The sequence below is a fragment of the Enterobacter sp. BNK-16 genome, assembly GCF_048684955.1.
Lineage (GTDB): Bacteria > Pseudomonadota > Gammaproteobacteria > Enterobacterales > Enterobacteriaceae > Enterobacter > Enterobacter bugandensis.
The window spans coordinates 2,980,852-3,006,639 of sequence record NZ_JBLQTQ010000001.1; the positions used below are offsets into that span (position 1 = coordinate 2,980,852).

Consider the following 25,788-nt stretch of genomic DNA (forward strand, 5'->3'; position numbering starts at 1 on the left):
CGCACGATATAAACCTTAAATCACACCCTGCCCAATCATCGCATCCGCCACCTTCACGAACCCGGCGATATTCGCCCCGCGCACGTAGTTGGTTTGCGATGCCTCGCCGCCGTACTCGACGCAGGCATGGTGAATATCCAGCATGATGTGGTGCAAACGGGCATCCACTTTCTCCGCCTTCCAGCCGAGCCGCGCCGCGTTTTGCGCCATCTCCAGGCCGGAGGTTGCCACGCCGCCCGCGTTCGCCGCCTTGCCTGGCGCAAACAGCACGCCCGCCTCCAGGAACAGATCCGTTGCCTCGATAGTGGTCGGCATATTCGCCCCTTCGGCCACCGCCTTCACACCGTTGCTAATCAGCGTGCGCGCGGCGTCCGCGTCCAGTTCGTTTTGCGTGGCGCACGGCAGGGCGATATCCACCGGTACGCCCCACGGCTGTTTGCCTTCCAGATACGTCAGGCCAAACTCCGCGGCATAATCGGCAAGTCGGCCATCGCGGCTGGCTTTGATTTCGCACAGGCGCGCCAGTTTCTCCGCCGTAAAGCCCGCTTCGTCCACTACCGTGCCTTTAGAGTCGGAGGCCGTCACCACGCGGGCACCAAACTGCATCGCTTTTTCGATAGCGTACTGCGCCACGTTACCGGAGCCGGAGACCGCCACGCGCATCCCCTCGAAACCTAAGCCGTGACGCTTGAGCATTGCCTCGGTGAAGTAAACCAGGCCGTAGCCGGTCGCCTCCGGGCGGATCAGGCTGCCGCCAAACGATAACCCTTTGCCGGTAAAGACGCAGGCGCTGTTGTTGGAGAGTTTTTTCATCATCCCGGCCATAAAGCCCACTTCACGTCCGCCCACGCCGATATCACCGGCAGGCACGTCGGTATCCGGGCCGAGGTGGCGGTAGAGCTCGGTCATCAGCGCCTGGCAGAAACGCATGACTTCACCTTCGCTTTTGCCTTTCGGGTCGAAATCGCTCCCGCCTTTACCGCCGCCCATTGGCAGGGTGGTGAGGGCGTTTTTAAACGTCTGTTCAAAGCCAAGGAATTTCAGAATCGACAGGTTCACGGAAGGGTGGAAGCGCATGCCGCCCTTAAACGGGCCGATGGCGGAGTTAAACTGCACGCGCCAGGCACGGTTGACCTGTACCTGGTTGCGGTCATCCACCCAGGTCACGCGGAACTGGATCACACGCTCTGGTTCAACCAGACGTTCCAGCAGCGACAGTTGACGATAGCGCGGGTTTTCTTCAAGGAACGGCCAGAGGGTAGTCATTACTTCACGAACGGCCTGAGCAAATTCGCTTTGGTGCGGGTCGCGCTGCTGAACATAGGCAAGGAAACTTTCCAGAGAGCGTGTCTGATCCATAGATATAAGAACCTCTTATAGTAATTAATGTATGTTGCTTATGCGATTTGTGTTGTTTTTTTGACTATACCACCCGTACCGCTTTGTGAAGCAAGCAGAAATGTGGACCGAAAGGGAAATTAATGACCCGGGCCGCGTCATAACAAAAAGCGATGGCGCGCTAAATTAAAGATTCTGCCCGATTTACCGTTATAGTCATTATCAGGACACAACAGGAAGAGAAGTCTATGAACCGTTACGTGATGGCAGCGCTATCGTTGATGTTGACCGCAGGCGCGCAGGCGGACCGCATTCGCCCGGACGTGGAGGTAAACGTGCCGCCGGAGGTCTTTAGCTCCAGCGGCCAGCGCGCGCAGCCGTGTAACCAGTGCTGCATTTATCAGGATCAGAATTATTCCGAAGGGGCGGTGGTGAAGGCTGACGGCGTGCTGCTGCAGTGCCAGCGCGACGAGCGCACTATCAGCACGAACCCGCTGGTCTGGCGGCGCGTAAAAGAATAAACGCCTCCAGCAGCGGAATATCCGCCGGAGCTAACTCATAACTGAAAGCCTCTTCCGGCGTACACCACGCCAGCGCGCTGTGGTAGTGCGCCGTTAACTCTCCGCTGAAGCGGGGTACGTGCCAGGCGTGCAGGTTGATTAACCGCTGTGATACCTCGCGCTGATGGCTCGCCACGTACTGCTCAGGCTGTGCCTCGATACCCAGCTCTTCACGCAGCTCGCGGATAAGCGCCTCAGGCTGGGTTTCTCCGGCCTCCACTTTGCCGCCAGCGAACTCCCACATTCCCGGCTGGTCGGCGTGAGCAGGGCGCTGTGCCAGTAAAATTTTGTCGTCTTTTTCGATGATGGCCGCAACGACATCGACTGTTTTTAGCATGGTCGTCAATACTTGATAGCGAAAAACGCCATATTATCGTGCCCTTTCAAAGAGTCCAGCCATCAGGAGAATCAGGTGAAAGAGACGTCCACCTGGGTAGAGCCCATCCCAACCCTTCCGGCGAGCGTAAAACCCATTGCCGCCATGCAGCAAAAACACTTCGGCGCCGTGCTGAACCCCACGCGCTGGTGGGGACGCATGCCGCGTCTGTTCTGGCTGGTCGCTTTGTTTGTGGGGTTTCTGGAGCGCAGAAAAGCGCGCCTGACGCCAGTGCTGCGCTCGCTGCTCATGACGCGCATATCGCAGCTGTGCCACTGTGCGTTCTGTATTGACGCCAACAGCCTGCGCCTGGCCGAGCGCTGCGGCGCGCTGGATAAAGTCCAGGCCGTAAGCGGCTGGGCTGATTCTGACGTGTTCAGTGAACAGGAACGCGCGGCGCTGGCCTATGCGGAGGCGGTGACCGCCACGCCGCCCCGGGTGGATGAAGCAATCAAAACGGCGATGAAACGCCACTTTACGGATGATGCCATCACTGAAATGACGGCGCTCATTGCCTTTCAGAATCTCTCGGCCCGGTTTAATGCCGCGCTGGATATACCGGCACAGGGGCTGTGCGCCACGTTTAAAGGGAAGCCTGATGCTTGACCGTCACCTGCACCCGCGCGTAAAGCCCGCTCTGGACCGTCTGGTATCCGTGCTGGATAAGCCGGGCGTTACGCCCGACGGATTAACGCTTGCCGGGTTTGCCATCGGCCTGCTGGCGCTGCCGTTTCTGGCCCTCGGCTGGTATCCGGCGGCGCTGGCCGCCATCGTCCTGAACCGCCTGCTTGATGGTCTGGACGGCGCGCTGGCGCGTCGGAGAGGACTGACGGATGCGGGAGGGTTTCTCGATATCGCCCTCGATTTTCTGTTCTATGCGCTGGTGCCGTTTGGTTTTGCGCTGGCTGCACCTGCAGAGAATGCGCTGGCGGCGGCCTGGCTGTTGTTTGCGTTTATCGGCACCGGCAGCAGTTTTCTCGCCTTTGCCGCGCTGGCGGCGAAGCACGAGATCGAGAACCCCGGCTATGCGCATAAGTCGTTTTACTATATCGGCGGGTTAACGGAAGGGACGGAGACCATCGCGCTGTTCGTGCTGTGCTGCCTGTTTCCGGCACAGTTTACGCTGTTCGCGTGGATATTCGGCGCGTTGTGCTGGCTGACCACCACAACGCGCATCTGGAGCGGCTACGTGACGCTGAAGTCGCTCACCCGTTAGAGAGCACTCTCTGGTCCGCGCTCTCCGGCGGTGACCGGGTTCTGCGGGTGGCTGCTCCATTCGTACCAGCCGCCGTCATAGACGGCGATATTGTTCCAGCCCATCGCCCGGGCGTACATAAAGGCTTCGGACGCCCGCCAGCCGGTGCCGCAGTAAAACGCGACCTGCTGTTCCGGCAGGATATTCCAGCGCTTCCACTGGGCGGCGATGTCGTCAGCGCTGCGCATGGTGCCATCCGGGTTATGGAAATCCTCCATGTGGGTGGCATCGCTGCCCGCGTGACCCCAGCGGGCACCGGCAATTTCACCTTTTGGCTTGATGTAGCTGTAGCCGCTGGTTTCGCCGATAAACTCCGGCCATGAACGAATGCTGACCAGGGAGGCATCCTGACGGTGCAGCATGCCGCGCGCCTGTTCCATATCCACCATCAGCTGAGGCTGGCCGGGGATCGGCGCGCCAAAATCAGGGGCAGGAGCCACTTTGCCGGGCGTACCGCGCTCAACCGGCAGACCGGCATCTGACCACACCTTCCAGCCGCCATCGAGAAGGCGCACATCCTTCACGCCCGCGTAGAGCATGATCTGCGCCACGCGCGCGGCGGCGTAAACGTCGCGCCCGTACAGAATGACGGTGGTATCGTGACGGATCCCGTGCTTTGCCAGCATTGCTTTCAGCCTGTCGTCGGAGACTTTGTTCCACAGCGGCTCGCTTTCCACCTCGTTGGTATCAATGTAGCCCGCGCCGGGAATGTGGTTAAGCAGGTAAAACTTCGGTGCGCCCCAGGCCGCTTCTATGACTTTCCATTCGCCCGCCGGCGCGGCGGTCACCGGTTTGCCCTGCTGAAGCCGGTGGATCCACTGCGGGTAGACCAGCTGTTCAAAGTGGGGCAGGCGCTGAAGGCGGTCGGGCGTCCGCAGAGCATCGCTGAGCAGCAAAACGTGGCGGTAACCAGCTTTCTCCAGACGGGCTTTCACCGCCTGGTTATCGTTCTCGTCGCCATACAGCGCGATGGACGTCGCAGGGGTAAGCTGATGCTGTTTTGCCCAAAGTGCAATCTGCTCGTCGCTCATAGCGCTAAGCCAGGCGGCTGCCAGGTTGAGCGCTGCGGGTTCGTGCCCGGAAGGACCGCTGAGGGTCTGCGGCCAGCCGTTATAGAAGGCGCTGGGGCGGGTGTCGATTGCTGCGCCGTGCTGCGCCTGAAGCTGAGACAGCGTCATCGCGTTGGCCATATCAGCAGCCTGAGAGGAAAAAGAGGCGAGGCCGCAGATCAGGGCCAGCGCGGTCAGTTGAGAAACACGTTTCATCGAATAACCTGACGTCAGTAAAAGAGGGGGGCATTGTCGTCTCTCCCGAAACGGAAAACATTGCGTTAGCACATTATTGCCAGCGAGAAATCTCCATCACCTCGCCGCCGGGCGGTATATCGTCCTCGTCATGGGTGACCAGCACCACCGGAATATTGCGCGCGCGGACGGCGTCAAATACCCATGCCCGGAACGTCGTGCGTAACGCTTTATCAAGGCGGCTGAACGGTTCGTCCAGCAGCAGCGCCTGCGGCTCTGCGAGCAGGGCGCGCAGCAGGCTCACCCGGGCGCGCTCTCCGCCGGAAAGGGTGGCCGGATCGCTGTCGTAATGACCGCCAAGCCCGGCGGAATCCAGCGCCTGCTTGACCGCTTCCCGCCGTGCGCGTCCCGCGATCCGCTCAGGCAAGGCCAGCAGCAAATTTTGCCCAACGCTGAAAGGGTCGAACAGCAGCGCGTCCTGAAAAAGAATCCCCAGACCGCGGGATTCGACGGGCAAACCGTCGCAGCGGCGTTCGCCGATCCACAGTTCGCCCCGCGCCTGAAAATCCTCTGACAGCGCGCCGACCATCCAGGCAAAGAGGGTCGATTTGCCGCTGCCGGATGGCCCCATCAGGGTGACAATCTCCCCACGGGCTACGCAAAAATTGACCTTGCGGAAAAGCGGTTCGATGGTGAGATCGTTGACCTTGAGCATTAGCGTAATCCTTGACGGTAGCGGCCCGCGAGCCGGGATAACAGCGCAGCAAGACCGAATACGACGCCCGTGACCAGCAGTAATCCCAGGGCTCGGTTAGCGAGAACCGGGATGCTGCCTCCGCTGCTGAGCGCGACGGTCTCGGTGGTCAGCGTGGCGAAACGTCCCGCGCCCAGCCACAGGGTCGGCATATATTGGGCCATGCTGACGGAAAAGCCGGTGGCAAAGGCCAGCAGCGCAGGACGCACCAGCAGGGGACATTTCAGCAGGCAGAAAATTTTTGCCCGCCGCCAGCCGAGCGTTCTGGCGGTAAGGATAAGCCGGGGATCGATCCGCCGCCAGGCGGGCTGCAGCACCAGCAGCATCCACGGTAGCACCCACAGCAGATGGCTCCAGAGGACGGCGATAAAGCCTCCGTCGAGACCCAGATGCAAAGCAATCGCGTATTGCCCGGTGACGAGCGGCAGTGCCGGAAGGGCGAGCGGTAGCCACACCCATGCCGCGCCGCGCTGCGGCCCCCATTCCAGCCAGAGAAAAATGACGATCAGGGCGATAAGGCTCGAAAGCAGACCGAAGGAGAGGCTGGTTCCCACGGGACCTACGTCGTCCCGCTGCGCCAGCATCAACAGCACGGCGGCGCAAAGGAGGCCGCATGCGGGCAAAAAGCCGCTGAATGCGCGTTCAGGCAGGACGAGATGCAACCTGCGGCGCGTCCCGCTCAGGTCCGGAATCGCGCGACGCCAGACCTTCCACAGGCCGTACCCCAGCGCGGCAAGCGCGGCCAGCAAAAGAAGGAGCACCAGGCACAGCAGCGTTCCTTTCACCTGCTGCTGCGCGTCGCCCTGGCTCAGCCACTGCCAGGCCAGCACGGCCAGCGTGGGCGGGTTGCCGGGCCCGAGAACGATCGCTACGTCCACAACCGACAGCGACCACGCCAGCACCGCCAGCATCACCGCCCCGAGGACGGGCGCGATCGCCGGAAGGATCAGCCAGCTGAGCGTCTGAAAACGCCCGTAGCCAAAGGTTTGCAGGACGATCTTCTGCTGCGCGAGCCCTTTTTCCGGCAGCACGGCGTAAATGGCCCACAGCACGAATGCGCTCTCTTTGACCGCGAGCGTCAGGCCCAGCCCTACGCCGTAGCGGTCAAACGGCGGCGAACAGACGGTACAAACCTGATAAAACAGTCCGCCCTCGGCAAACAGCAGTAGCGCGCTGGTGGCGAAGGCCACGTGGGGGATCGCCAGCAGCCACGGCAGGCGCGTGCTGAGGCGCCGCCAGCGGGTGCCGGGCCAGAAAAGAGCCGCGAGGGAAAGGGCGATAAACAAGGCCCCCAGCGTAGCGATAAGCGTTGAGACCAGCGTGGCAACGGCTGCCTGCGGCAACTGAGGATCGTTTAGCAGCCGCTGCCAGTTCGTCACGGAAAAGGCCGGCGCGAACAGCACGGTGCCAGCGGGCAGGATCGGCAGATAAATCACCGTCATCGCCAGCCAGACAAGCCAGCCTAACGGGTGCCGTAACGACGCAGCCATTCCTGCTCCAGCGCGTTCACCCACGCGGACTGCGGCTCCGGGAGCACCTTCGGCAGCCCCTGAGGCGTGTGGGCCTGCAGCTGTTTCGCTTCACCTTCGGGCAGCGTTTTCGCATCCAGCACGCTCGGATCCCCCCAAATGGCCGGGTCGGCCTTGCGGATCTGCGCCTGCGGCGACAGCAGGAAATTGGCGACCACTTTCGCCCCCGCGCTCGCGCTGGCATTAGCCGGAATAGCTACAAAATGCACGTTGCCGAGCATCCCGTCCTGAAAACCAAAGCTGTAGCTGTCGGCAGGCAGTTCGCCGCTCGCCACTTTTTGCTGCGCATGCGCCGGGTTAAAGGTCAGCGACAGGTTCAGACTTCCGCTGGCGAGCAGGGCATCCATCCGGGCGGGTGAGGGAGGGAAGTCTTTTCCTTCACGCCACAGCAGCGGGTGCAGTTTATCGAGGTAGGCCCAGAGCGGCGCCGTAACCTGGGCAAACGTATCATCAGGCGCTTTTTGTAACGCCTCGGGATGCGCCGTAAGCGTCAGCAGCAACTGCTCAAGAAAGGCCGTGCCGGTAAAATCGGGTGGGCGAGGATAGCTCACCTTGCCCGGGTGCTGCTGCGCGAACGCCAGCAGCGCCTGCGGATCCTCCGGCGGCATTGGCATGCTGGCTTTGCGGGCGATAAAAGTCAGCTGCGCGCCGCCCCACGGCGATTCCGCCCCGTCGGTTGGAATCGCAAAATCTTCCGTAACGGGTTTACGGGTATCGACATAGCGCCAGTTGGGCAGACTCTGCGCCCACCCGGTTTGTAGCAGGTTCGCCTCTTTTAGCGTGCGGAAGTTCTCGCCGTTCACCCACAGGAGGTCGACCGAGCCGTTGGTCTTACGCCCTGCGGCGGCTTCCGTCTGAATACGTTTGACCGCATCGGCGGCATCCGCCAGCGGGACGATTTTTAGGGTGATGGCATAGTGCGTTTGCATCTCACCGCTGACCCACTCAAGGTAGCGGTTAACCGCCGGATCGCCGCCCCAGGCGTTAAACCAGACGGTCTGGCCTTTGGCCTGCTGTTGAATAGCTTGCCAGCCGTCGGCGGCATAGAGGGGGGCTGCCAGCAGCAGACCGGTCAGAAACGTGCAAAAACGCACACGGCGCATAATGCCTCACTTTTTATCAGCAGGGAGATAGCGGGAAAACAGCCGGCGCGTAACCAGCGGTAATAACCCCAGTAGTGTAAAGGCGAATACCACGCCCGGCGACAAAATATCGCGCAGCGATGCCACTTTTCCCAGCTCCCGCCCGGCGTTCAGAAAGATAACCGTCGCGGGCAGCATGGCGAGCTGGCTGACCCACCAGTAGTGCCGGACCGTGATGCGGGTCAGCCCCATCAGTAAATTCACCAGGAAAAACGGGAACAGCGGCATCAGGCGCAGGGCAAAAAGATAGCCCGCGCCGTCGCGCGCCATGCCCGCATTTACCGTTGCCATCTGTCGGGCAAACCGCCGCTGCACCCAGTCGCGCAGCAGGTAACGGCTGGCGAGCATCGCCAGCGTGGCCCCGAGCGTGGAGGCAAACGAAACCAGCACGGTGCCTTCCCACAGCGTAAATAACGCCCCGCCCAGCAGGGTCAGAACCGCCGCGCCGGGTATCGAGAGAGCGGAAACCGCCACGTAAAGCGCAAAGAAGATCAGCGCGCTACGCAGCGGCGCGTGGTCGACATGGGAGAGTAGCGTCTGTTGGTGGGTTTTAATTCCTGCCAGAGAAAGCGTGTCAGGCGGCAGAATGACAAATGTCATAAGAAATGCGCCCAGAAGGGCGCACAGGAAGAGTGTTTTTCGTATGTTCACGCGCGATTACAGCTTGAATTTAGCCCATACCGGCGCGTGGTCCGACGGTTTTTCCATGCTGCGGATGTCGTAGTCGATCCCGGTTTCGATGCAGCGCTCCGCCAGCGGCGTACTCGCCAGCAGCAGATCGATACGCAGGCCGCGGTTGTCGTCAAAGCCCTTCGAGCGGTAGTCAAACCACGAGAAGCGATCCTGCGTTTCCGGGTTGGCATTGCGGAAGGTATCCACCAGGCCCCAGCCCAGCAGGCGCTCCATCCACTCACGCTCTTCCGGCAGGAAGGAGCATTTGCCGGTGCGCAGCCAGCGCTTGCGGTTCTCTTCGCCGATGCCGATATCCAGATCCGTCGGGCTGATGTTCATGTCGCCCATAATTAGCACCGGATTCTCTTTTTTCAGTTCGGTCGTCAGGTAGTTCTGCAGATCCTGATAAAACTTCGCTTTGGCCGGGAATTTTGTCTCGTGATCGCGGCTCTCACCCTGCGGGAAATAGCCGTTAATGACCGTAATATTCCCGAGCGCGGAGGGCACTTCCGCCATGATGATGCGGCGCTGGGCTTCTTCACCGTCGCCGGGGAAGCCGCGGCGCACGGAAACCGGCGTGTCTTTGGTGAGCAGCGCGACGCCATAGTGACCTTTCTGACCGTGGTAAAAGACGTTGTAGCCGAGTTTCGCCACCTCTTCGAGGGGGAACATGTCGTCGTGAACCTTGGTCTCCTGCAGGCCGATCACATCTGGCTGATGTTGCTCAACAATGGCTTCTAGCTGATGAGGGCGGGCGCGCAGGCCGTTGATATTAAAAGAGACAAATTTCATAGTCGCTGCCAGTGCAAGGTGAATAGTGCATGGATGGTAGCAGAATTTGCGTCAACTGTTACCGGGTTCGACCAATAACTGCGACAGATATTGCCGGTGGTGCAATATTTGCACCATTCTGACGCGCTTCGCCCTCAAACAGGGCGTAAAGGGCCGATAAATTTCGCGAGCGATCACAATTCCAGAATTATATTTGGCCTGTGCATACTCTTTCTGATTTTCATGCGGCAAAGCGCCGCTTGTCGTAAAAATATTCACTTTTTATGCACTAACAGTGAATAACTCCATATTGTAACCTATTGATATTCTGTTACCTCACCCCGTTTATGCATTTTTATCGCTGGCTGGCACGAAGGCTGCAATCTACATTCACAGTGCAAACACTCAATTATTTAACATTCAAATAACTTTTTATTTACCGGATGAGGTCGCTATGTCTCTGTCAATTACGCGTGAAAATTTCGATGAATGGATGATGCCGGTTTACGCTCCGGCGGCTTTTATTCCGGTTCGCGGGGAAGGCTCACGCCTGTGGGATCAGCAGGGTAAAGAGTATATCGACTTTGCCGGGGGGATTGCGGTGAATGCGCTGGGTCATGCCCACCCGGCGCTGCGTCAGGCGCTGAATGACCAGGCGGCGAAGTTCTGGCATACCGGCAACGGCTTTACCAACGAGCCCGCACTGCGCCTGGCGAAAAAGCTGATTGACGCGACCTTCGCTGAAAAAGTCTTTTTCTGTAACTCCGGCGCGGAGGCCAACGAAGCGGCGCTGAAGCTGGCGCGCAAATATGCCCACGACAAGTTTGGGACGCACAAGAGCGGGATTGTGGCGTTTAAAAATGCTTTCCACGGGCGCACGCTCTTTACCGTGAGCGCGGGCGGCCAGCCTTCTTATTCGCAGGATTTCGCTCCGCTGCCGCCGGATATTCGCCACGGCATTTATAACGATCTTCAGTCCGCCAGCGAGCTGATTAACGACACCACCTGCGCGGTGATTGTCGAACCGATGCAGGGCGAGGGCGGCGTGCTTCCGGCGCAAAAGGCATTCCTGCAGGGGCTGCGCGAGCTGTGCGATCGTCATGACGCGGTCCTGATTTTCGACGAAGTGCAGACCGGCGTGGGCCGCACCGGCGAGCTGTATGCCTATATGCACTACGGCGTGACGCCGGACGTTCTCTCTACCGCCAAAGCGCTGGGCGGCGGCTTCCCGATTGGCGCGACGCTGACCACCGATAAATTCGCCAGCGTGATGACCGTGGGCACCCACGGCACCACCTACGGCGGCAACCCGCTGGCGACCGCCGTCGCCGGACAGGTTCTCGACATCATTAACACCCCTGAGGTGCTGAAGGGCGTTAAGCAGCGTCACGAGTGGTTCGTTGAGCGCCTGAACGCCATTAACGGCAAGCTTGGCCTGTTTAAAGAAATTCGCGGCCTGGGGCTGTTGATCGGCTGCGAGCTCACGGCTGAGTTTGCCGGAAAAGCGAAGCTTATTTCACAGGAAGCGGCAAAAGCGGGCGTGATGGTGCTGATTGCCGGTGCCAACGTGGTGCGTTTTGCGCCTGCGCTGATTGTCAGCGAGGAAGAGGTACAAACCGGTCTGGACCGTTTTGCGCTGGCGTGTGAGAAGGTGAAATCCGGGGTGTCATCATGATGGTCATCCGTCCCGTTGAGCGCGGCGATATTGCCGGGCTCATGCAGCTTGCCGGTAAGACGGGAGGCGGGCTGACCTCGCTTCCTGCCGATGAAAAAACGCTGTCGGCGCGCATTGAGCGCGCCCTGCAAACCTGGCAGGGGACGTTGCCAAAAAGCGAACAGGGTTACGTGTTCGTGCTGGAAGACACCGAAACGGGGAGCGTGGCCGGGATCTGCGCCATCGAAGTGGCCGTCGGGCTTAACGACCCGTGGTACAACTACCGCGTCGGCACCATGGTTCACGCCTCGAAAGAGCTGAACGTCTATAACGCGCTGCCCACGCTGTTTCTTTGCAATGACCACACGGGCGCCAGCGAGCTCTGTACGCTGTTCCTCGACCCGGCATGGCGCAAAGAGGGCAACGGCTATCTGCTCTCCAAATCGCGCTTTATGTTTATGGCCGCTTTCCGCGATCGCTTTAACGAAAAAGTGGTGGCAGAGATGCGCGGCGTGATCGACGACAAAGGCTACTCGCCCTTCTGGGAGAGCCTGGGCGAGCGTTTCTTCTCGATGGAGTTCAGCCGGGCGGACTATCTCTGCGGCACCGGCCAGAAGGCGTTTATCGCGGAGCTGATGCCTAAACATCCTATCTATACCCATTTCTTAACGCCGGAAGCGCAGGCGGTAATTGGCGAAGTGCATCCGCAAACCGCGCCTGCCCGCGCGGTGCTGGAGAAAGAGGGCTTCCGCTACCGTAACTATGTCGACATCTTTGACGGCGGGCCAACGCTTGAGTGCGATATCGACCGCGTGCGCGCCATCCGCAAAAGCCGCCTGGTTGAGGTATCCGAAGGCCAGCCCGCGCCGGGTGACTGGCCGGCATGCCTGGTGGCGAACGAAAATTACGCCAACTTCCGCGCCATGCTGGTGCGGACCAACCCGAAATGTGAACGTCTGGTGCTGACGGCTGCAGAGCTGGATGCCCTGAAATGTAACGCCGGCGATACGGTTCGCCTGGTGCGTCTCTGCCCTGAGGAGAAAACAGCATGACATTATGGATTAACGGTGACTGGGTAACGGGCGAAGGCGAACAGCGCGTAAAAACCAATCCAGTTGGAAAAGAGGTGCTGTGGAAGGGAAACGACGCCAGCGTCGCGCAGGTCGAGCAGGCCTGCCGTTCCGCACGACACGCGTTTCCCGCGTGGGCAAAACGGCCATTCGCCGAGCGCCAGGCGCTTATTGAAAAATTTGCCGGACTGCTGGAGGCCAACAAGGCCGAGCTGACGCGCATCATCGCGTCCGAAACCAGCAAACCGCGCTGGGAAGCGGCGACCGAAGTGACAGCGATGATCAATAAAATCGCTATTTCGATTAAGGCATACCACACCCGCACCGGCGAGCAGCATACCGAGATGCCGGACGGCGCGGCCACGCTGCGCCACCGTCCGCACGGCGTGCTGGCGGTGTTTGGCCCGTATAACTTCCCAGGGCATCTGCCGAATGGTCACATTGTGCCCGCGCTGCTGGCGGGCAATACCGTCATCTTCAAACCGAGCGAGCTTACGCCGTTAACCGGCGAGGCGGTGGTGAAGCTGTGGGAGCAGGCCGGGCTGCCGCCGGGCGTGCTGAACCTCGTGCAGGGCGGACGGGAAACCGGCCTGGCGCTGAGCGCGCTGAGCGATATCGATGGCCTGCTGTTTACCGGCAGCGCCGGAACGGGCTATCAGCTGCACCGCCAGCTAGCGGGGCAGCCGGAGAAAATTCTGGCGCTGGAGATGGGCGGCAACAACCCGCTGATTGTCGAAGATCCTGACGATATCGATGCCGCGGTGCACCTGACGATCCAGTCCGCCTTTATTACCGCCGGACAGCGCTGCACCTGCGCCCGCCGCCTGCTGGTCAAGCGCGGCGCGCAGGGGGATGCCTTCCTGAAGCGTCTGGTAGAGGTGAGCGCGCGGCTGGTGCCAGCCACGTGGGATGCCGACCCGCAGCCGTTTATCGGCGGGCTGATCTCCGAACAGGCCGCGCTGAACGTGCTCAACGCCTGGCAGGACCACGTAGCGCGTGGGGCGAAAACCCTGCTGGAGCCGAAGCAGGTTCAGCCGGGTACCTCGCTGCTGACGCCGGGCATCGTTGAGATGAGCGGTGCGAGCAGCGTGCCGGATGAAGAGGTGTTTGGCCCGCTGCTGTGTGTCTGGCGTTACGACGATTTTGATGCGGCCATTGCGATGGCGAATAACACCCGCTACGGCCTGTCGAGCGGGCTGATATCGCCGCATCGCGAGAAGTTTGAACAACTGCTGCTGGAAGCGCGTGCCGGGATCGTGAACTGGAATAAACCGCTGACCGGGGCGGCGAGCACCGCGCCGTTCGGCGGCGTGGGCGCCTCGGGCAACCATCGCGCCAGCGCCTGGTATGCCGCCGATTACTGCGCGTGGCCGATGGCGAGTCTGGAAACCCCGGCGCTGACGCTGCCGGAGACGCTTAACCCGGGGCTCGATTTTACGAAGGGAGAAGGCCATGAAAGCGCGTGAAGTCAACTTTGACGGGCTGGTGGGGCTGACGCACCACTATGCCGGTCTCTCCTTTGGTAATGAAGCCTCGACGAAGCACCGCTTTCAGGTCTCCAACCCGAAGCTGGCGGCGAAGCAGGGGCTGCTAAAAATGAAGGCGCTGGCGGATGCCGGCTTCCCGCAGGCGGTGATCCCGCCGCAGGAACGCCCTAACGTGGCGGTGCTGCGCCAGCTAGGATTTAGCGGTACGGACGAGCAGGTCGTCGAAAAAGCGGGTACGCAGACGCCGCATTTGCTCTCTGCGGCAAGCTCTGCCTCCTCAATGTGGGTGGCCAACGCGGCCACCGTCGCGCCGTCAGCCGATACGCTGGATGGTAAAGTCCACCTGACGGTGGCGAACCTGAATAATAAGTTTCATCGCGCCACTGAAGCGGACACCACCGAGCGCGTGCTGCGCGCTATTTTCAAGCATGACGCCCATTTTGAGATCCATCAGGCCCTGCCCCAGGTGGCGATGTTTGGCGACGAAGGCGCGGCCAACCATAACCGGCTGGGTGGCGATTACGGCGATCCCGCCGTGCAGCTGTTTATCTACGGGCGGGAAGAGGGCGGCCACGCCGCGCCAACCCGTTATCCAGCGCGTCAGACGCTCGCGGCCAGCCAGGCGGTTGCGCGCCTGAACCAGGTCAATCCTTCCCAGGTGATTTTTGCCCAGCAGAACCCGCACGTGATCGACCAGGGCGTGTTCCATAACGACGTGATTGCCGTGTCCAACCGCCAGGTGCTGTTCTGCCATGAGCAGGCCTTTGCCCATCAGGATAAGCTGCTCGCCACGCTGCGCGAACGCGTGCCGGGCTTTATGCCGATCCAGGTGCCAACGCAGGCGGTCAGCGTGCAGGACGCGGTCGAAACCTATCTGTTCAACAGCCAGCTGCTGAGCCGCGATGACGGCAGCATGATGCTGGTGCTGCCGCAGGAGTCCCGGGATCATCGGGGCGTGTGGCGCTACCTCACCGAACTGGTGAAGGCCGATAACCCGATTGACGAGCTGCGCGTGTTTGACCTGCGCGAAAGCATGGCTAACGGCGGTGGTCCCGCCTGTCTGCGCCTGCGGGTCGTGTTAACGCCAAATGAAATACAGGCCGTTAACCCGGCAGTCATGATGAATGAGACGCTCTTTAACACCCTGAACGACTGGGTGGACCGCTACTATCGCGACCGGTTAACGCAGGCCGATCTGGTTGACCCGCAGCTGCTGCGCGAAGGGCGCGAGGCGCTGGACGCATTATCGTCAATCCTGCAGCTGGGCTCGGTTTACCCGTTCCAGCGCTAAAGGAGTGGATATGGAAAATTTACTGGCGCTGACCCTGGCCGATGAAACGCCGGACCAGAGTGAGGGGGAAGGCCCCTCATTCCGATGGCGGTGGCTGGGGCGCGGGGTGCTTGAGCTGACGCCGAAGGCCAGCAGCGTGTTATCGCTGCTGCTTTCCACGGGGATCCACGGGAATGAAACTGCACCCGTTGAGATCGTCAATGGGCTGCTGCGCGCGCTGTATCGCGGCGAGATATCCCTTGCGTGCCGCGTGCTGGTGGTGCTTGGCAATCCGCCTGCGCTGGCGCAAAACAAACGGTATCTGGTTAGCGACATTAACCGCATGTTCGGCGGGCGCTGGTCGCAGTTTCCGCAGAGTGACGAAACGGCGCGCGCGCAGTGGCTGGAGAACGTCGTGACGACGTTTTTTGCCGCGGCGGGACCGGCGCGCTGGCATCTGGATCTGCATACGGCGATCCGCGCCTCTTACCATGTCAGATTCGGCGTTCTGCCGCAGCGCAATCAGCCGTGGGATGAAGCGTTTCTGAGCTGGCTGGGGGATGCCGGGCTGGAGGCGCTGGTGTTTCATCAGTCGCCGGGCGGGACCTTTACTCACTTCACTTGCGAACGGTTTGGCGCGCTGTCCTGTACGCTGGAGCTGGGAAAAGCGCTACCGTTCGGACAGAACGATCTCACGCGCTTTGCGCCAACGGAGCTCGCGCTTCGGGCGCTGCTCGGTGGGACGGCTACCGAGCACGCACATCAGCCCGTTGAGCGGTACCGGGTCGTACAGCAGATCACCCGCCGCAGCGAGGCTTTCCAGCTTCACATGGCCGCGCACACCCTGAACTTCACGCCGTTTCGCAAAGGGGCTCTGCTGGCGGAAGATGGCGAAGAGCGTTACGAGGTGCAGAAAACCACCGAATATGTGCTATTCCCCAACCCCTCCGTAGCGTTTGGCCTGCGGGCCGGTCTGATGCTGGAAAAACTCACCTGAACCTTTCCCCTCTCACCATCCGGGAGGGGAAGTAAATATGTTTTCTTAGCGATTAAAGCGCTCTGATTTCTTTTACGGAATATTCCTGGCGAATTGCTTTATTATTCACCGTCACTTCGTTATACTTCTGCTAAATAGCTTTAAAATCATCGTATTGAATATTTCTTGTTGCAACTCTCCACGCTTTATCCTTATTTCCTCCACATTTGGCGAAAAAATGTTTTTTACACTTTCATTGTTTTACCGTTGCTCTGATTAATTGACGATAAACCCCGTAAAGTTAATCTCGTCAACACGGCATAGCGCCGAAGAATAACTGAAAGAAAGGAAATAAATTATGCGTAAGTTTACTGCACTGTTTGTTGCTTCTACCCTGGCTCTGGGCGCTACCAGCATGGCGTTCGCCGCAGATACCGCAACCACCACCGCCGCGCCAGCTGAAGGCAAAATGATGATGCATCATAAAGGCAAGCCGGGTATGCACCACGAGATGATGATGTTCAAAGATTTGAACCTGACGGACGCGCAGAAGCAGCAGATCTGCGACATCATGAAAAGCCAGCGTGACCAGATGAAGCGTCCTCCGCTGGAAGAGCGCCGCGCAATGCATGACATTATTGCCAGCGACAGCTTCGATAAGGCGAAAGCCGAAGCGCAGATCGACAAAATGGCCGAGCAGCACAAAGCCCGCATGCTGGCCCACATGGAAACCCAGAACAAGATCTACAACATTCTGACCCCGGAACAGAAAAAACAGTTTAATGCCAATTTTGAGAAGCGTCTGACAGAACGTCCGGCGATGGAAGGTAAAATGCCAGCACCAACCGAATAATCGGTTCACTCTCTTAAGACCGCCGGGATCCTGTCCACAAAAGCGAAATCGCTGTGGACAGGACCGGCGGTTTTTCTATTCTGCCCTCTTGCCTGCCGCCGCCAGCGCGGTATTCTCCTGTAGTCGCTTCAGAGAATGTCTGTAGAGTCATGGCGTTAGCATTTTTATTAACGTTCCGCTAAGGCCTGCCCGCTCTGCTGCCGATACTGTGTCTGTGAATACCTAACGATAACAAACAAGACTGCAGGGGTAGCGATATCCTTGCCCTGGCACGGGTTGTGCCATTCAGGAGTGGTGATGGAGTTCTTTGATATTCGTAAGATGCCGGTCAGCCTCTGGCGCAATGGTGCCGGCGAAACGCGAGAAATTTGCTGTATCCCTCCCGCGACGCGCGATTTTTTCTGGCGTGCCAGTATCGCGACCATCGCCAGCAACGGCGAATTCTCCTCGTTTCCCGGTGTCGACCGGGTCATTACCCTGCTGGAAGGCGGGGAGGTGACGCTGGATGCCGGTCAGGCGTTCTGCCATACCCTTAAACAGCATCAGCCTTACAGTTTTGCTGGCGATTTGCCGGTGAAGGCGCTGCTTTCCGATGGCAGGATGGCGATGGATTTCAACATCATGACCCGGCGCGATTGCTGTCAGGCGAAGGTGCGGGTTGCCGATCGTACTTTTACCACCTTTGGCTCGCGCGGGGGCGTGGTGTTTGTATTAAGCGGTGCGTGGCAGCTGGGTGATAAATTGCTGACGGCCGATCAGGGCGCCAGCTGGCAGGAGGGGACCCATACTCTGCGTCTGCTGGAGTCTCAGGGCACCCTGCTGTTCAGTGAAATTAATTGGCTGCCGGGTCACTGAGTGCGATGATCTCGAACTTGCCCGCTAATACGGGCTTGCAGAGGATTTTGTAGCCGTCGTGGTCGAATCCCGCGGGGGTGCGCAGCAGGGTTGCCGCGTCGCTTAAATCATCGACAGCCCCCAGCCAGAGCCAGTTATTGACGATGTGATACTGCGTCATGGTTTCACCCACTTCTTTTAGCGCAACGGCGCCGTCCCACGGCCAGCAGTTGACGCTGATCCCGGCCAGTCCCGCGAGGAGCCGGGCGTGATGCGCCTCAACGCTCTCTTTTCCGCAGCAGGCGCCCGCGCAGCGCTTCAGAGCGGAGCGGAAACAGGCGCGGCCCCGCGTGGTGCCCTCTAGCCCTAAAAGGCTATAGCAAAGCTGCAGCTCGTCCGCGAGCGCCTGCAGAGACTGCAGGGCGGCACGCTTGTTTGCGAACAGCCCGAAGAGATTCGGGGCGTGGGAGAAATCGACCTCGCGGGCGTAGACGACCTGCGGCTTGCCGTCGGCGATCTGCAGGGAGCAGAGCTGGCGGTTGCGCCGCAGGCGCTTATTGAAGAGCGGCTGCTGCTCTTTTATCAGCCGGGCTTCCAGCAACAGCGCGCCCATTTCTCCCGCCGTCTGGAACCAGGTAATGCGTCGCGACTGGCGCAGCATGGCGGCCTCGTCCGGGGTGCGCAGGTGGGATAACACCCGGCTGCGAATGTTAACGCTTTTGCCGATGTAGAGCGGCAGGGTCTCGCTTTCACCGTGAAAGATGTACACACCCGGCTGTTTGGGCAGCGCCTCAAGCCAGGGGCGAAGATGTTCGGGATATTCATAGATAGCCGCCGCTTCAAACTCAAGACGCGGGGCTGATTGACGCCTGCTCACATACTGCTCCATATACTGTTCAGGTATACAGTGTAGCAGGTGTGCTGTGGTTAAAAAAGAGCCGGGTGGCGTGATGCCCTCTCCCTAAAGGGGAGAGGGAGCAAAGATTAACGTTTTGCGTTTATTTCCAGAAATCGTCAAACACCGTAATTGGCGTGTGGCGCTTGTGCTCGGTTTTCAGGTACCAGCCCTCGATAATTTTCGCGGTACCTTCATCCAGCGTTTTGCCTTCCAGATAATCATCAATGTTGTCATAGGTGACGCCAAGGGCCGCTTCATCCGGCAGGGAAGGGCGATCGTCTTCCAGATCCGCTGTTGGCGCTTTCTTGTACAGGTGCTCAGGGCAGCCCAGCGCGGCGAGCAGCTGCTTGCCCTGACGCTTGTTGAGACGGAAAATCGGGTTGATGTCGGTGCCGCCATCGCCGTATTTGGTGAAGAAACCGGTGATCGCTTCTGCCGCATGGTCGGTGCCTACCACAACGCCTTTGGTCATCCCGGCGATGCTGTACTGCGCTTTCATGCGCTCGCGCGCTTTCTCGTTGCCGCGCACAAAATCACTCAATTCAATGCCCGCTTCGCGCAGCGCCTGCTCGCTTGCCAGCACTGAGGCTTTGATATTGACGGTAAGCACGCGATCGGGCTGGATGAACGCGATGGCGTCCTGGCAATCCTGTTCGTCCGCCTGAACCCCGTAAGGCAGACGCACGGCGATAAACTGCAGCGCTTCGTCGCCCGTCTCTTCACGAAGCTCTGAAATCGCCATCTGGCAGAGTTTACCCGTCAGGGTAGAGTCCTGCCCGCCGCTGATGCCCAGCACCAGGGATTTCAGGAAAGCGTTCTTTTTTAAGTACGACTTTAAAAAATCCACGCTGCGGCGGATCTCTTCCTGTGCATCTATCGCAGGCTTAGCGCCCAGCGCCTGAATAATCTCTTGTTGCAGAGCCATCATGCCCTCCGTATGCAGAACATAAACAGAATGTGTTAACTGTTAAAACTAACCCTTTGGGCGGAAAACGACAAGGATCACAGTTTCGAGTGCGTTAATTTGCGGCGATTTAGCAGCTTATCGTTGTTTTATTAGAATTTTCCGAAATTCGTCTGGCGTAAATCACAAAGTTGAACAATAGTACTTTTTATCCCATGCTTAGATAACACGCTGATAAACAAGAGGACGGAATATGAACAAGAACGTAGCAGGAATTCTTAGCGCAGCGGCGGTACTGACGATGCTGGCAGGGTGTACGGCTTACGATCGCACCAAGGATCAGTTTACCCAGCCCGTGGTTAAAGACGTTAAAAAAGGGATGACACGTTCGCAGGTGGCTGCGATCGCCGGCAAGCCTTCTTCTGAAGTGACCATGATTCACGCGCGCGGTACGTGTCAGACTTATATCCTGGGTCAACGTGATGGTAAGGCAGAAACCTACTTCGTCGCGCTGGATGATACCGGACATGTGATTAACTCCGGCTATCAGACCTGTGCTGAATACGACACCGATCCGCAGGCACCTAAGGCGCAGTAACCCTGCTTGCCTGAAGATGTTAACAAACCGGCCTCTGGGCCGGTTTTTTTATTCATACGTTAATCTTATTTCTTTGCGCGAATTATTTGCCTGAAATGTGAAGGTAGTCAACAAGCCAGGTCAATGAGAGACAATTTAGGCCTATCCAGAATTATCTCCCCTCTGTACCATTGCGTATACTCACTTCAACGATAAACAACAGTACGCAAGCTACCTGTCTGCCGGGACAGCGAGTCGAGTGATAGCGCGACGGCAGGTAGTCATACAAGAGGGAAATTATGATGGAAAAGAAACATATCTACCTGTTCTGCTCAGCGGGCATGTCAACCTCGCTTCTGGTGTCAAAGATGCGCGCGCAGGCTGAAAAGTATGAAGTTCCTGTGGTGATTGAAGCGTTTCCGGAAACGCTGGCGGGCGAAAAAGGCCAGAAAGCCGATGTGGTGTTACTGGGGCCGCAAATTGCCTATATGTTGCCCGAAATTCAACGACTGCTACCGAATAAACCGGTCGAGGTGATCGACTCGGGGCTGTACGGCAAGATCGATGGTTTAGGTGTACTTAAAGCTGCTGTGGCAGCCATTAAAAAAGCTGCTAATTAATTTTTATTTTTCCCGTCAAAGAGTTATTTCACACACAATTACGCCGTAACATGCGTTACGGCATTTAAGGGTATTTTCCTATGAGTAAAGTCATCGCTTCACTTGAAAAGGTACTCCTTCCTTTTGCTGTTAAAATAGGAAAGCAGCCTCACGTTAATGCCATCAAAAACGGTTTTATTAAATTAATGCCGTTGACGCTGGCCGGGGCCATGTTCGTTTTAATTAACAACGTTTTTCTGAGCTTTGGTGAAGGTTCCTTCTTTTATTCATTAGGAATTCGGTTAGACGCTTCCACTATTGAAACCCTTAATGGTTTTAAAGCCATCGGCGGCAACGTATATAACGGTACGTTGGGTATTATGTCGCTGATGGCGCCTTTCTTTATTGGGATGGCGCTGGCTGAAGAGCGGAAAGTGGATCCGCTGGCCGCCGGATTATTATCCGTTGCCGCGTTTATGACCGTCACGCCTTACAGCGTGGGTGAAGCCTACGCCGTTGGCGCAAACTGGCTGGGCGGAGCCAACATTATCTCCGGTATTGTTATCGGCCTGGTGGTGGCAGAAATGTTCACCTTTATTATCCGTCGCAACTGGGTTATCCGCCTGCCGGATAGTGTGCCGGCCTCCGTTTCTCGTTCATTTTCCGCGTTGATCCCAGGCTTCATTATCCTCTCCATCATGGGGATTATCGCCTGGGCGCTCTCTCACTGGGGCACGAACTTCCACCAGATCATCATGGACTCTATCTCTACGCCGCTGGCGTCGATGGGTGGCGTGGTCGGTTGGGCGTATGTGATTTTCACCTCTCTGCTGTGGTTCTTCGGCGTGCATGGTTCACTGGCACTGGCCGCGCTGGACAGCGGAATTATGACCCCATGGGCACTGGAAAACGTTGCGCTTTACCAGCAGTACGGCTCCGTTGACGCGGCGCTGGCGGCAGGTAAAACCTTCCATGTGTGGGCGAAGCCGATGCTTGACTCCTATATCTTCCTGGGTGGTACCGGGGCGACCCTGGGTCTGATCATCGCGGTCTTTATTGTCTCTCGTCGCGCTGACTATCGTCAGGTGGCGAAACTGGCCCTGCCATCAGGCATCTTCCAGATTAACGAGCCGATTCTGTTCGGTCTGCCAATCATCATGAACCCGGTAATGTTTATCCCGTTCATCCTGGTGCAGCCGCTGCTGGCAGCGATCACCCTGACGGCTTACTACATGGGTATTATTCCACCGATCACCAACATTGCTCCGTGGACCATGCCGGCAGGTCTGGGCGCCTTCTTTAACACCAACGGTAGCGTCGCGGCCTTCCTGCTGGCGATATTCAACCTCGGGATTGCCACCCTGCTGTACATGCCGTTCGTGGCGATTGCGAACAAAGCTGCCACCATCATTGATGAAGAAGAGAGCGAAGAGGAAATTGCCCTCTCACTGAAATTCTAATATTGACCGGCGCGGGGAAGCCCGCGCCAGCCACAAGGAGCTAAAACATGTTAGATTTGGATAGTATCGTCGCAGACGAAGCCGCAGAGAACGATCTCGAAGAAGTGGTGATGGGCCTCATTATCAACTCCGGGCAGGCGCGCAGCCTGGCGTATGCCGCACTGAAGCAGGCCAAGCAGGGCGATTTCGCCGCCGCGAAAACCATGATGGAGCAATCCCGCACGGCGCTGAACGAAGCGCACCTGGTGCAGACAAAGCTGATTGAAAGCGACCAGGGCGAAGGGAAGATGAAGGTCAGCCTGGTGCTGGTACACGCTCAGGATCACCTGATGACGTCCATGCTGGCGCGTGAGCTGGTGGCGGAGTTGATTGAGCTTCACGAGAAAATGCACTAGGTCGGATTGAGCAGCAGGAGGTCAGCACGATGGAAATCAAAACCGCATTTGAACAGCAACTGTTTAATGGCAAAAATTTTCACGTGGTTATCTACAACAAGACGGAGAGCGCCAGCGGTCTGCACCAGCATGACTACTATGAGTTCACGATTGTTCTGACCGGCCGCTACTACCAGGAGATCAACGGTAAGCGCGTCCTGCTGGAGCGAGGGGATTTTGTCTTCCTGCCGATGGGTTCCTATCACCAGAGCTTTTACGAATTTGGCGCGACCCGCATTCTGAACGTGGGCGTCAGCAGACGCTTCTTTGAGAAGCACTATCTGCCGCTGGTGCCGTTCTGCTTTGTGGCGTCCCAGGTATATCGTGTGAAAAACGAGTTCATGACCTGGATTGAAACGGTCATCGCCTCGCTTAACTTCCGCGACAATGAGTTTGATGAATTTATTGAAACGGTGACCTTCTACGTGATGAACCGGTTGCGGCATCACCGTGAAGAGCAGCAGGTGACGGATGATGTTCCACAGTGGCTGCGCAGCACCGTGGAACTGATGCACGATAAAGGCCAGTTCAGCGAAAATGCGCTGGAAAATATGGTATCCCTCTCGGGGAAATCCCAGGAATATCTGACCCGCGCGACGCAGCGTTATTATCGTAAAACGCCGGTGCAAATAATTAATGAAATCCGCATTAATTTTGCCAAAAAACAGTTGGAGATTACCAACTATTCTGTCACCGATATTGCCTATGAGTCAGGATATAGCAGTCCCAGCCTGTTTATTAAAACTTTTAAGAAGTTGACCTCATTCACACCGAACAGCTACCGGAAGAATTTAACGGTAATTAATTAACTTTCGGCGGATTACCCGCCATAAATATTGCTTTAATGGCTTGCCCAAATAGCGGGAAGAGTACGCTATACCTTGCAGGCGATTAACCTGATACGCTAAGGGAGATATTATGCAAAAGAAATTAAAAGTCGTAACCATTGGTGGCGGCAGCAGCTATACCCCAGAATTACTCGAAGGTTTTCTGAAACGTTATCATGAATTACCGGTCAGCGAATTATGGCTGGTGGACGTTGAGGAAGGTCAGGAGAAGCTGGATATTATTTTCGACCTGTGCAAGCGCATGGTTGAGAAAGCGGGCGTGCCGATGACCGTGCATAAATCCCTCGATCGTCGCCTGGCGCTGAAAGATGCGGATTTCGTTACCACTCAGCTGCGCGTCGGCCAGCTAAAAGCGCGCGAGCTGGACGAGCGTATTCCGCTGAGCCACGGCTACCTGGGGCAGGAGACCAACGGCGCGGGCGGCCTGTTCAAAGGCCTGCGTACCATTCCGGTGATTTTCGACATCGTCAAAGATGTGCAAGAGATCTGCCCGAACGCGTGGGTGATTAACTTCACTAACCCGGCCGGAATGGTGACCGAGGCGGTATATCGTCATACCAATTTCAAACGCTTTATCGGCGTCTGTAATATCCCGATCGGCATGAAGATGTTTATCCGCGACGTGCTGGAGCTGACCGACAGTGACGATCTCTCAATCGATCTGTTCGGCCTGAACCACATGGTGTTCATTAAAGACGTCATCGTGAACGGAAAATCGCGCTTTGCCGAACTGCTCGATGGCGTGGCTTCCGGTCGCCTGACCGCGGCCTCCGTGAAGAACATCTTTGACCTGCCGTTCAGCGAAGGGCTGATCCGCTCGCTGAATCTGCTGCCGTGCTCATACCTGCTTTACTACTTCAAGCAGAAAGAGATGCTGGCTATCGAAATGGGCGAGTACTATAAGGGCGGCGCGCGTGCGCAAATCGTTCAGAAAGTTGAGAAGCAGCTGTTCGATTTATATAAAGATCCGAACCTGAACGTCAAACCGAAAGCGCTTGAGCAGCGCGGTGGGGCCTATTACTCCGATGCAGCGTGTGAAGTGATCAACGCCATCTACAACGACAAGCAGGCGGAGCACTATGTTAACGTGCCGCATCACGGCCATATCGACAATATCCCGGCGGACTGGGCCGTCGAGATGACCTGCATTCTCGGGCGCGAGGGGGCTAAACCGCATCCACGTATCACCCACTTCGACGACAAAGTTATGGGCCTGATCCACACCATCAAAGGCTTTGAAGTGGCGGCGAGCAACGCGGCGCTGAGCGGTGAACTCAATGACGTGCTTCTGGCGCTGAACCTCAGCCCGCTGGTGCATTCCGACCGCGATGCTGAGCAGCTGGCCAGCGAGATGATCCTGGCGCATGAAAAATGGTTGCCGAACTTTGCCGCCACGATTGAGAAGCTGAAGTTCAAACAACACTGAGAGGACGCACAATGGAAAACCTGCTGATCGTTAATGCTGATGACTTTGGCCTTTCGAAAGGCCAGAACTACGGCATTATTGAAGCCTGTCGCCGCGGGGTAGTGACCTCTACAACGGCACTGGTGAACGGTGAAGCGGTTGAACACGCGGCGCAGCTGAGCCGCGAGGTGCCAGAGCTGGGTGTCGGCATGCATTTTGTGCTGACGCTCGGGATGCCGCTTTCGCCTATGCCGGGCCTGACGCGTGACGGTCTGCTGGGCAAATGGATTTGGGAACTGGCGGAGCAGGACGCTCTGCCGCTCGAAGAGATTGCCCTTGAGCTGGACTGCCAGTACAACCGCTTTGTTGATCTTTTTGGCAAGGCGCCGACGCACATCGACAGCCACCATCATGTGCACATGATCCCGGCGATTTTCCCGATTGTTGCGGCGTTTGCCCAACGCAAAGGCGTGGCGATGCGCGTGGATCGTGAGGCGCAGGGCGTGCCGGACTGTGCCGTGACAACAACAGAGGGGTTCAGCAGTGCCTTTTACGGTGACGAGATCGACGAAGCGCTGTTCCTGAAGGTGCTGGAGGATTCCGCCGCGCGGGGGGAACGGTCGCTGGAGGTCATGGCGCATCCCGCCTTTGTCGATAACACCGTGCGTAAGAGCGCCTACTGCTGGCCGCGCCTGGCGGAGCTGGATGTCCTGACGTCGCCGTCGCTGAAATACGCCATTGCCGAGCGTGGGTATCGGTTGGGGACGTTTGGGGATCTGTAAGAAGTGCCGGGTGGCGAGGTAAAAGCAAAACGGTAACCTGGGTTACCGTTTTTATTGTTTTCTCCCTCTCCCGTGGGAGAGGGGCGGGGTGAGGGC

Annotated in this window: 27 protein-coding genes; 17 read left to right on the top strand and 10 right to left on the bottom strand. The window is 58.0% G+C overall.

Annotated elements, in window-relative coordinates; all coding sequences use genetic code 11:
- Positions 1 to 15 precede the first annotated feature (15 nt).
- The gene (gene gdhA / locus ACMGGH_RS14280; RefSeq protein ID WP_049001719.1) at positions 16 to 1,359 is read right to left on the bottom strand and encodes an NADP-specific glutamate dehydrogenase; all 1,344 of its coding nucleotides are present in this window, start codon (positions 1,357 to 1,359) and stop codon (positions 16 to 18) included.
- Between the two features lie 227 nt (positions 1,360 to 1,586).
- Here gdhA and ACMGGH_RS14285 point away from each other — a divergent pair, with 227 nt between their 5' ends.
- On the top strand, positions 1,587 to 1,859 hold the full coding sequence (locus tag ACMGGH_RS14285; protein WP_028012780.1) for a YnjH family protein: 273 nt from the start codon (positions 1,587 to 1,589) through the stop codon (positions 1,857 to 1,859).
- Here the strand turns inward: ACMGGH_RS14285 and ACMGGH_RS14290 are convergent.
- The gene (locus ACMGGH_RS14290) at positions 1,819 to 2,235 is read right to left on the bottom strand and encodes a pyrimidine (deoxy)nucleoside triphosphate diphosphatase (RefSeq protein ID WP_028012781.1); all 417 of its coding nucleotides are present in this window, start codon (positions 2,233 to 2,235) and stop codon (positions 1,819 to 1,821) included. The genes ACMGGH_RS14285 and ACMGGH_RS14290 overlap by 41 nt on opposite strands.
- Positions 2,236 to 2,310: 75 nt before the next feature.
- Between ACMGGH_RS14290 and ACMGGH_RS14295 the strand changes: the two genes are divergently transcribed.
- Together ACMGGH_RS14295 and ACMGGH_RS14300 are read left to right on the top strand one after the other, a co-directional pair.
- Positions 2,311 to 2,880 carry a carboxymuconolactone decarboxylase family protein gene (locus tag ACMGGH_RS14295; RefSeq protein WP_028012782.1) on the top strand — a complete coding sequence of 190 codons (570 nt, stop codon included), beginning with the start codon at positions 2,311 to 2,313 and terminating at the stop codon, positions 2,878 to 2,880.
- Positions 2,873 to 3,490, top strand: coding sequence for a CDP-alcohol phosphatidyltransferase family protein (locus ACMGGH_RS14300; RefSeq protein ID WP_192985970.1), 618 nt, complete (start codon positions 2,873 to 2,875; stop codon positions 3,488 to 3,490). Before ACMGGH_RS14295 ends, ACMGGH_RS14300 begins: the two co-directional genes overlap by 8 nt.
- Here ACMGGH_RS14300 and ACMGGH_RS14305 read toward each other — a convergent pair.
- The 6 genes from ACMGGH_RS14305 to xthA all read right to left on the bottom strand — a co-directional run bounded on the left by ACMGGH_RS14305 (position 3,487) and on the right by xthA (position 9,662).
- On the bottom strand, positions 3,487 to 4,794 hold the full coding sequence (locus tag ACMGGH_RS14305) for a sulfurtransferase (protein ID WP_232948104.1): 1,308 nt from the start codon (positions 4,792 to 4,794) through the stop codon (positions 3,487 to 3,489). The two genes, ACMGGH_RS14300 and ACMGGH_RS14305, sit on opposite strands and share 4 nt — an antisense overlap.
- Before the next feature lie 73 nt (positions 4,795 to 4,867).
- Positions 4,868 to 5,488 (bottom strand): ATP-binding cassette domain-containing protein, encoded by a 621-nt coding sequence (locus tag ACMGGH_RS14310; protein WP_232948105.1) that lies wholly within the window; start codon positions 5,486 to 5,488, stop codon positions 4,868 to 4,870.
- Entirely contained in the window at positions 5,488 to 7,017 is a 1,530-nt protein-coding gene (locus ACMGGH_RS14315; protein ID WP_232948106.1) for a thiamine ABC transporter permease, read from the bottom strand. The genes ACMGGH_RS14310 and ACMGGH_RS14315 overlap by 1 nt, the downstream gene beginning before the upstream one ends.
- On the bottom strand, positions 6,990 to 8,150 hold the full coding sequence (locus ACMGGH_RS14320; RefSeq protein WP_406585047.1) for an ABC transporter substrate-binding protein: 1,161 nt from the start codon (positions 8,148 to 8,150) through the stop codon (positions 6,990 to 6,992). Before ACMGGH_RS14320 ends, ACMGGH_RS14315 begins: the two co-directional genes overlap by 28 nt.
- A 15-nt stretch (positions 8,151 to 8,165) precedes the next feature.
- Positions 8,166 to 8,849 (bottom strand): TVP38/TMEM64 family protein, encoded by a 684-nt coding sequence (locus ACMGGH_RS14325; protein WP_232948107.1) that lies wholly within the window; start codon positions 8,847 to 8,849, stop codon positions 8,166 to 8,168.
- 6 nt (positions 8,850 to 8,855) lie between these two features.
- Positions 8,856 to 9,662 (bottom strand): exodeoxyribonuclease III, encoded by an 807-nt coding sequence (xthA, locus tag ACMGGH_RS14330; RefSeq protein ID WP_032644863.1) that lies wholly within the window; start codon positions 9,660 to 9,662, stop codon positions 8,856 to 8,858.
- A 433-nt stretch (positions 9,663 to 10,095) separates the two neighbouring features.
- On the opposite strand from xthA, the gene astC reads away from it, so the two are divergent.
- From astC to ves, 7 genes are all read left to right on the top strand, one after another.
- Positions 10,096 to 11,316: an aspartate aminotransferase family protein gene (gene astC / locus ACMGGH_RS14335; protein WP_028012790.1), complete on the top strand. Its 1,221-nt coding sequence runs from the start codon at positions 10,096 to 10,098 to the stop codon at positions 11,314 to 11,316.
- Positions 11,313 to 12,347 carry an arginine N-succinyltransferase gene (gene astA, locus ACMGGH_RS14340; protein ID WP_041910463.1) on the top strand — a complete coding sequence of 345 codons (1,035 nt, stop codon included), beginning with the start codon at positions 11,313 to 11,315 and terminating at the stop codon, positions 12,345 to 12,347. The genes astC and astA overlap by 4 nt, the downstream gene beginning before the upstream one ends.
- Positions 12,344 to 13,831 carry a succinylglutamate-semialdehyde dehydrogenase gene (gene astD / locus ACMGGH_RS14345; protein ID WP_232948108.1) on the top strand — a complete coding sequence of 496 codons (1,488 nt, stop codon included), beginning with the start codon at positions 12,344 to 12,346 and terminating at the stop codon, positions 13,829 to 13,831. Before astA ends, astD begins: the two co-directional genes overlap by 4 nt.
- Entirely contained in the window at positions 13,818 to 15,143 is a 1,326-nt protein-coding gene (gene astB / locus ACMGGH_RS14350) for an N-succinylarginine dihydrolase (protein ID WP_045630133.1), read from the top strand. The genes astD and astB overlap by 14 nt, the downstream gene beginning before the upstream one ends.
- 10 nt (positions 15,144 to 15,153) lie before the next feature.
- A complete protein-coding gene (gene astE / locus ACMGGH_RS14355; RefSeq protein WP_048959445.1) occupies positions 15,154 to 16,119 on the top strand; it encodes a succinylglutamate desuccinylase in 966 nt (321 codons plus the stop codon).
- A gap of 337 nt (positions 16,120 to 16,456) precedes the next feature.
- Positions 16,457 to 16,951, top strand: a complete 495-nt coding sequence (gene spy / locus ACMGGH_RS14360; protein ID WP_232948109.1) for an ATP-independent periplasmic protein-refolding chaperone Spy — start codon at positions 16,457 to 16,459, stop codon at positions 16,949 to 16,951.
- A 297-nt stretch (positions 16,952 to 17,248) separates the two neighbouring features.
- Positions 17,249 to 17,806 (top strand): environmental stress-induced protein Ves, encoded by a 558-nt coding sequence (gene ves, locus ACMGGH_RS14365; RefSeq protein ID WP_045261590.1) that lies wholly within the window; start codon positions 17,249 to 17,251, stop codon positions 17,804 to 17,806.
- Here ves and cho read toward each other — a convergent pair.
- Together cho and nadE are read right to left on the bottom strand one after the other, a co-directional pair.
- Positions 17,784 to 18,662, bottom strand: coding sequence for an excinuclease Cho (cho, locus tag ACMGGH_RS14370; RefSeq protein ID WP_088205593.1), 879 nt, complete (start codon positions 18,660 to 18,662; stop codon positions 17,784 to 17,786). The genes ves and cho overlap by 23 nt on opposite strands.
- 121 nt (positions 18,663 to 18,783) lie before the next feature.
- Positions 18,784 to 19,608 carry an ammonia-dependent NAD(+) synthetase gene (nadE, locus tag ACMGGH_RS14375; protein WP_028012798.1) on the bottom strand — a complete coding sequence of 275 codons (825 nt, stop codon included), beginning with the start codon at positions 19,606 to 19,608 and terminating at the stop codon, positions 18,784 to 18,786.
- Between the two features lie 232 nt (positions 19,609 to 19,840).
- Between nadE and osmE the strand changes: the two genes are divergently transcribed.
- From osmE to chbG, 7 genes are all read left to right on the top strand, one after another.
- Positions 19,841 to 20,185: an osmotically-inducible lipoprotein OsmE gene (gene osmE, locus ACMGGH_RS14380; RefSeq protein ID WP_003857836.1), complete on the top strand. Its 345-nt coding sequence runs from the start codon at positions 19,841 to 19,843 to the stop codon at positions 20,183 to 20,185.
- 281 nt (positions 20,186 to 20,466) lie between these two features.
- Complete coding sequence (chbB, locus tag ACMGGH_RS14385; RefSeq protein WP_014883474.1) at positions 20,467 to 20,784, top strand: PTS N,N'-diacetylchitobiose transporter subunit IIB; 318 nt, start codon at positions 20,467 to 20,469, stop codon at positions 20,782 to 20,784.
- A gap of 80 nt (positions 20,785 to 20,864) precedes the next feature.
- Positions 20,865 to 22,223 (top strand): PTS N,N'-diacetylchitobiose transporter subunit IIC, encoded by a 1,359-nt coding sequence (chbC, locus tag ACMGGH_RS14390; protein WP_028012799.1) that lies wholly within the window; start codon positions 20,865 to 20,867, stop codon positions 22,221 to 22,223.
- A 47-nt stretch (positions 22,224 to 22,270) separates the two neighbouring features.
- Positions 22,271 to 22,618 carry a PTS N,N'-diacetylchitobiose transporter subunit IIA gene (gene chbA, locus ACMGGH_RS14395; protein WP_028012800.1) on the top strand — a complete coding sequence of 116 codons (348 nt, stop codon included), beginning with the start codon at positions 22,271 to 22,273 and terminating at the stop codon, positions 22,616 to 22,618.
- Positions 22,619 to 22,623: 5 nt separating this feature from the next.
- A complete protein-coding gene (gene chbR / locus ACMGGH_RS14400; protein ID WP_028012801.1) occupies positions 22,624 to 23,466 on the top strand; it encodes a transcriptional regulator ChbR in 843 nt (280 codons plus the stop codon).
- A gap of 109 nt (positions 23,467 to 23,575) precedes the next feature.
- Positions 23,576 to 24,931: a 6-phospho-beta-glucosidase gene (locus ACMGGH_RS14405; RefSeq protein WP_028012802.1), complete on the top strand. Its 1,356-nt coding sequence runs from the start codon at positions 23,576 to 23,578 to the stop codon at positions 24,929 to 24,931.
- A gap of 11 nt (positions 24,932 to 24,942) precedes the next feature.
- Complete coding sequence (chbG, locus tag ACMGGH_RS14410) at positions 24,943 to 25,692, top strand: chitin disaccharide deacetylase (RefSeq protein ID WP_232948111.1); 750 nt, start codon at positions 24,943 to 24,945, stop codon at positions 25,690 to 25,692.
- Positions 25,693 to 25,788: the final 96 nt, after the last annotated feature.

Bases quoted from the DNA above. Each gene is read 5' to 3' on its own strand.
- nadE (WP_028012798.1), bottom strand. From the start codon at position 19,608: ATGGCTCTGCAACAAGAGATTATTCAGGCGCTGGGCGCTAAGCCTGCG.
- astE (WP_048959445.1), top strand. From the start codon at position 15,154: ATGGAAAATTTACTGGCGCTGACCCTGGCCGATGAAACGCCGGACCAG.
- astB (WP_045630133.1), top strand. From the start codon at position 13,818: ATGAAAGCGCGTGAAGTCAACTTTGACGGGCTGGTGGGGCTGACGCAC.
- ACMGGH_RS14300 (WP_192985970.1), top strand. From the start codon at position 2,873: ATGCTTGACCGTCACCTGCACCCGCGCGTAAAGCCCGCTCTGGACCGT.
- ACMGGH_RS14290 (WP_028012781.1), bottom strand. From the start codon at position 2,235: ATGCTAAAAACAGTCGATGTCGTTGCGGCCATCATCGAAAAAGACGAC.
- ACMGGH_RS14285 (WP_028012780.1), top strand. From the start codon at position 1,587: ATGAACCGTTACGTGATGGCAGCGCTATCGTTGATGTTGACCGCAGGC.
- ACMGGH_RS14310 (WP_232948105.1), bottom strand. From the start codon at position 5,488: ATGCTCAAGGTCAACGATCTCACCATCGAACCGCTTTTCCGCAAGGTC.
- ACMGGH_RS14315 (WP_232948106.1), bottom strand. From the start codon at position 7,017: ATGGCTGCGTCGTTACGGCACCCGTTAGGCTGGCTTGTCTGGCTGGCG.
- astC (WP_028012790.1), top strand. From the start codon at position 10,096: ATGTCTCTGTCAATTACGCGTGAAAATTTCGATGAATGGATGATGCCG.
- osmE (WP_003857836.1), top strand. From the start codon at position 19,841: ATGAACAAGAACGTAGCAGGAATTCTTAGCGCAGCGGCGGTACTGACG.
- chbA (WP_028012800.1), top strand. From the start codon at position 22,271: ATGTTAGATTTGGATAGTATCGTCGCAGACGAAGCCGCAGAGAACGAT.
- xthA (WP_032644863.1), bottom strand. From the start codon at position 9,662: ATGAAATTTGTCTCTTTTAATATCAACGGCCTGCGCGCCCGCCCTCAT.
- astD (WP_232948108.1), top strand. From the start codon at position 12,344: ATGACATTATGGATTAACGGTGACTGGGTAACGGGCGAAGGCGAACAG.
- ves (WP_045261590.1), top strand. From the start codon at position 17,249: ATGGAGTTCTTTGATATTCGTAAGATGCCGGTCAGCCTCTGGCGCAAT.
- gdhA (WP_049001719.1), bottom strand. From the start codon at position 1,359: ATGGATCAGACACGCTCTCTGGAAAGTTTCCTTGCCTATGTTCAGCAG.
- chbC (WP_028012799.1), top strand. From the start codon at position 20,865: ATGAGTAAAGTCATCGCTTCACTTGAAAAGGTACTCCTTCCTTTTGCT.
- astA (WP_041910463.1), top strand. From the start codon at position 11,313: ATGATGGTCATCCGTCCCGTTGAGCGCGGCGATATTGCCGGGCTCATG.
- chbB (WP_014883474.1), top strand. From the start codon at position 20,467: ATGGAAAAGAAACATATCTACCTGTTCTGCTCAGCGGGCATGTCAACC.
- ACMGGH_RS14405 (WP_028012802.1), top strand. From the start codon at position 23,576: ATGCAAAAGAAATTAAAAGTCGTAACCATTGGTGGCGGCAGCAGCTAT.
- ACMGGH_RS14305 (WP_232948104.1), bottom strand. From the start codon at position 4,794: ATGAAACGTGTTTCTCAACTGACCGCGCTGGCCCTGATCTGCGGCCTC.
- chbG (WP_232948111.1), top strand. From the start codon at position 24,943: ATGGAAAACCTGCTGATCGTTAATGCTGATGACTTTGGCCTTTCGAAA.
- spy (WP_232948109.1), top strand. From the start codon at position 16,457: ATGCGTAAGTTTACTGCACTGTTTGTTGCTTCTACCCTGGCTCTGGGC.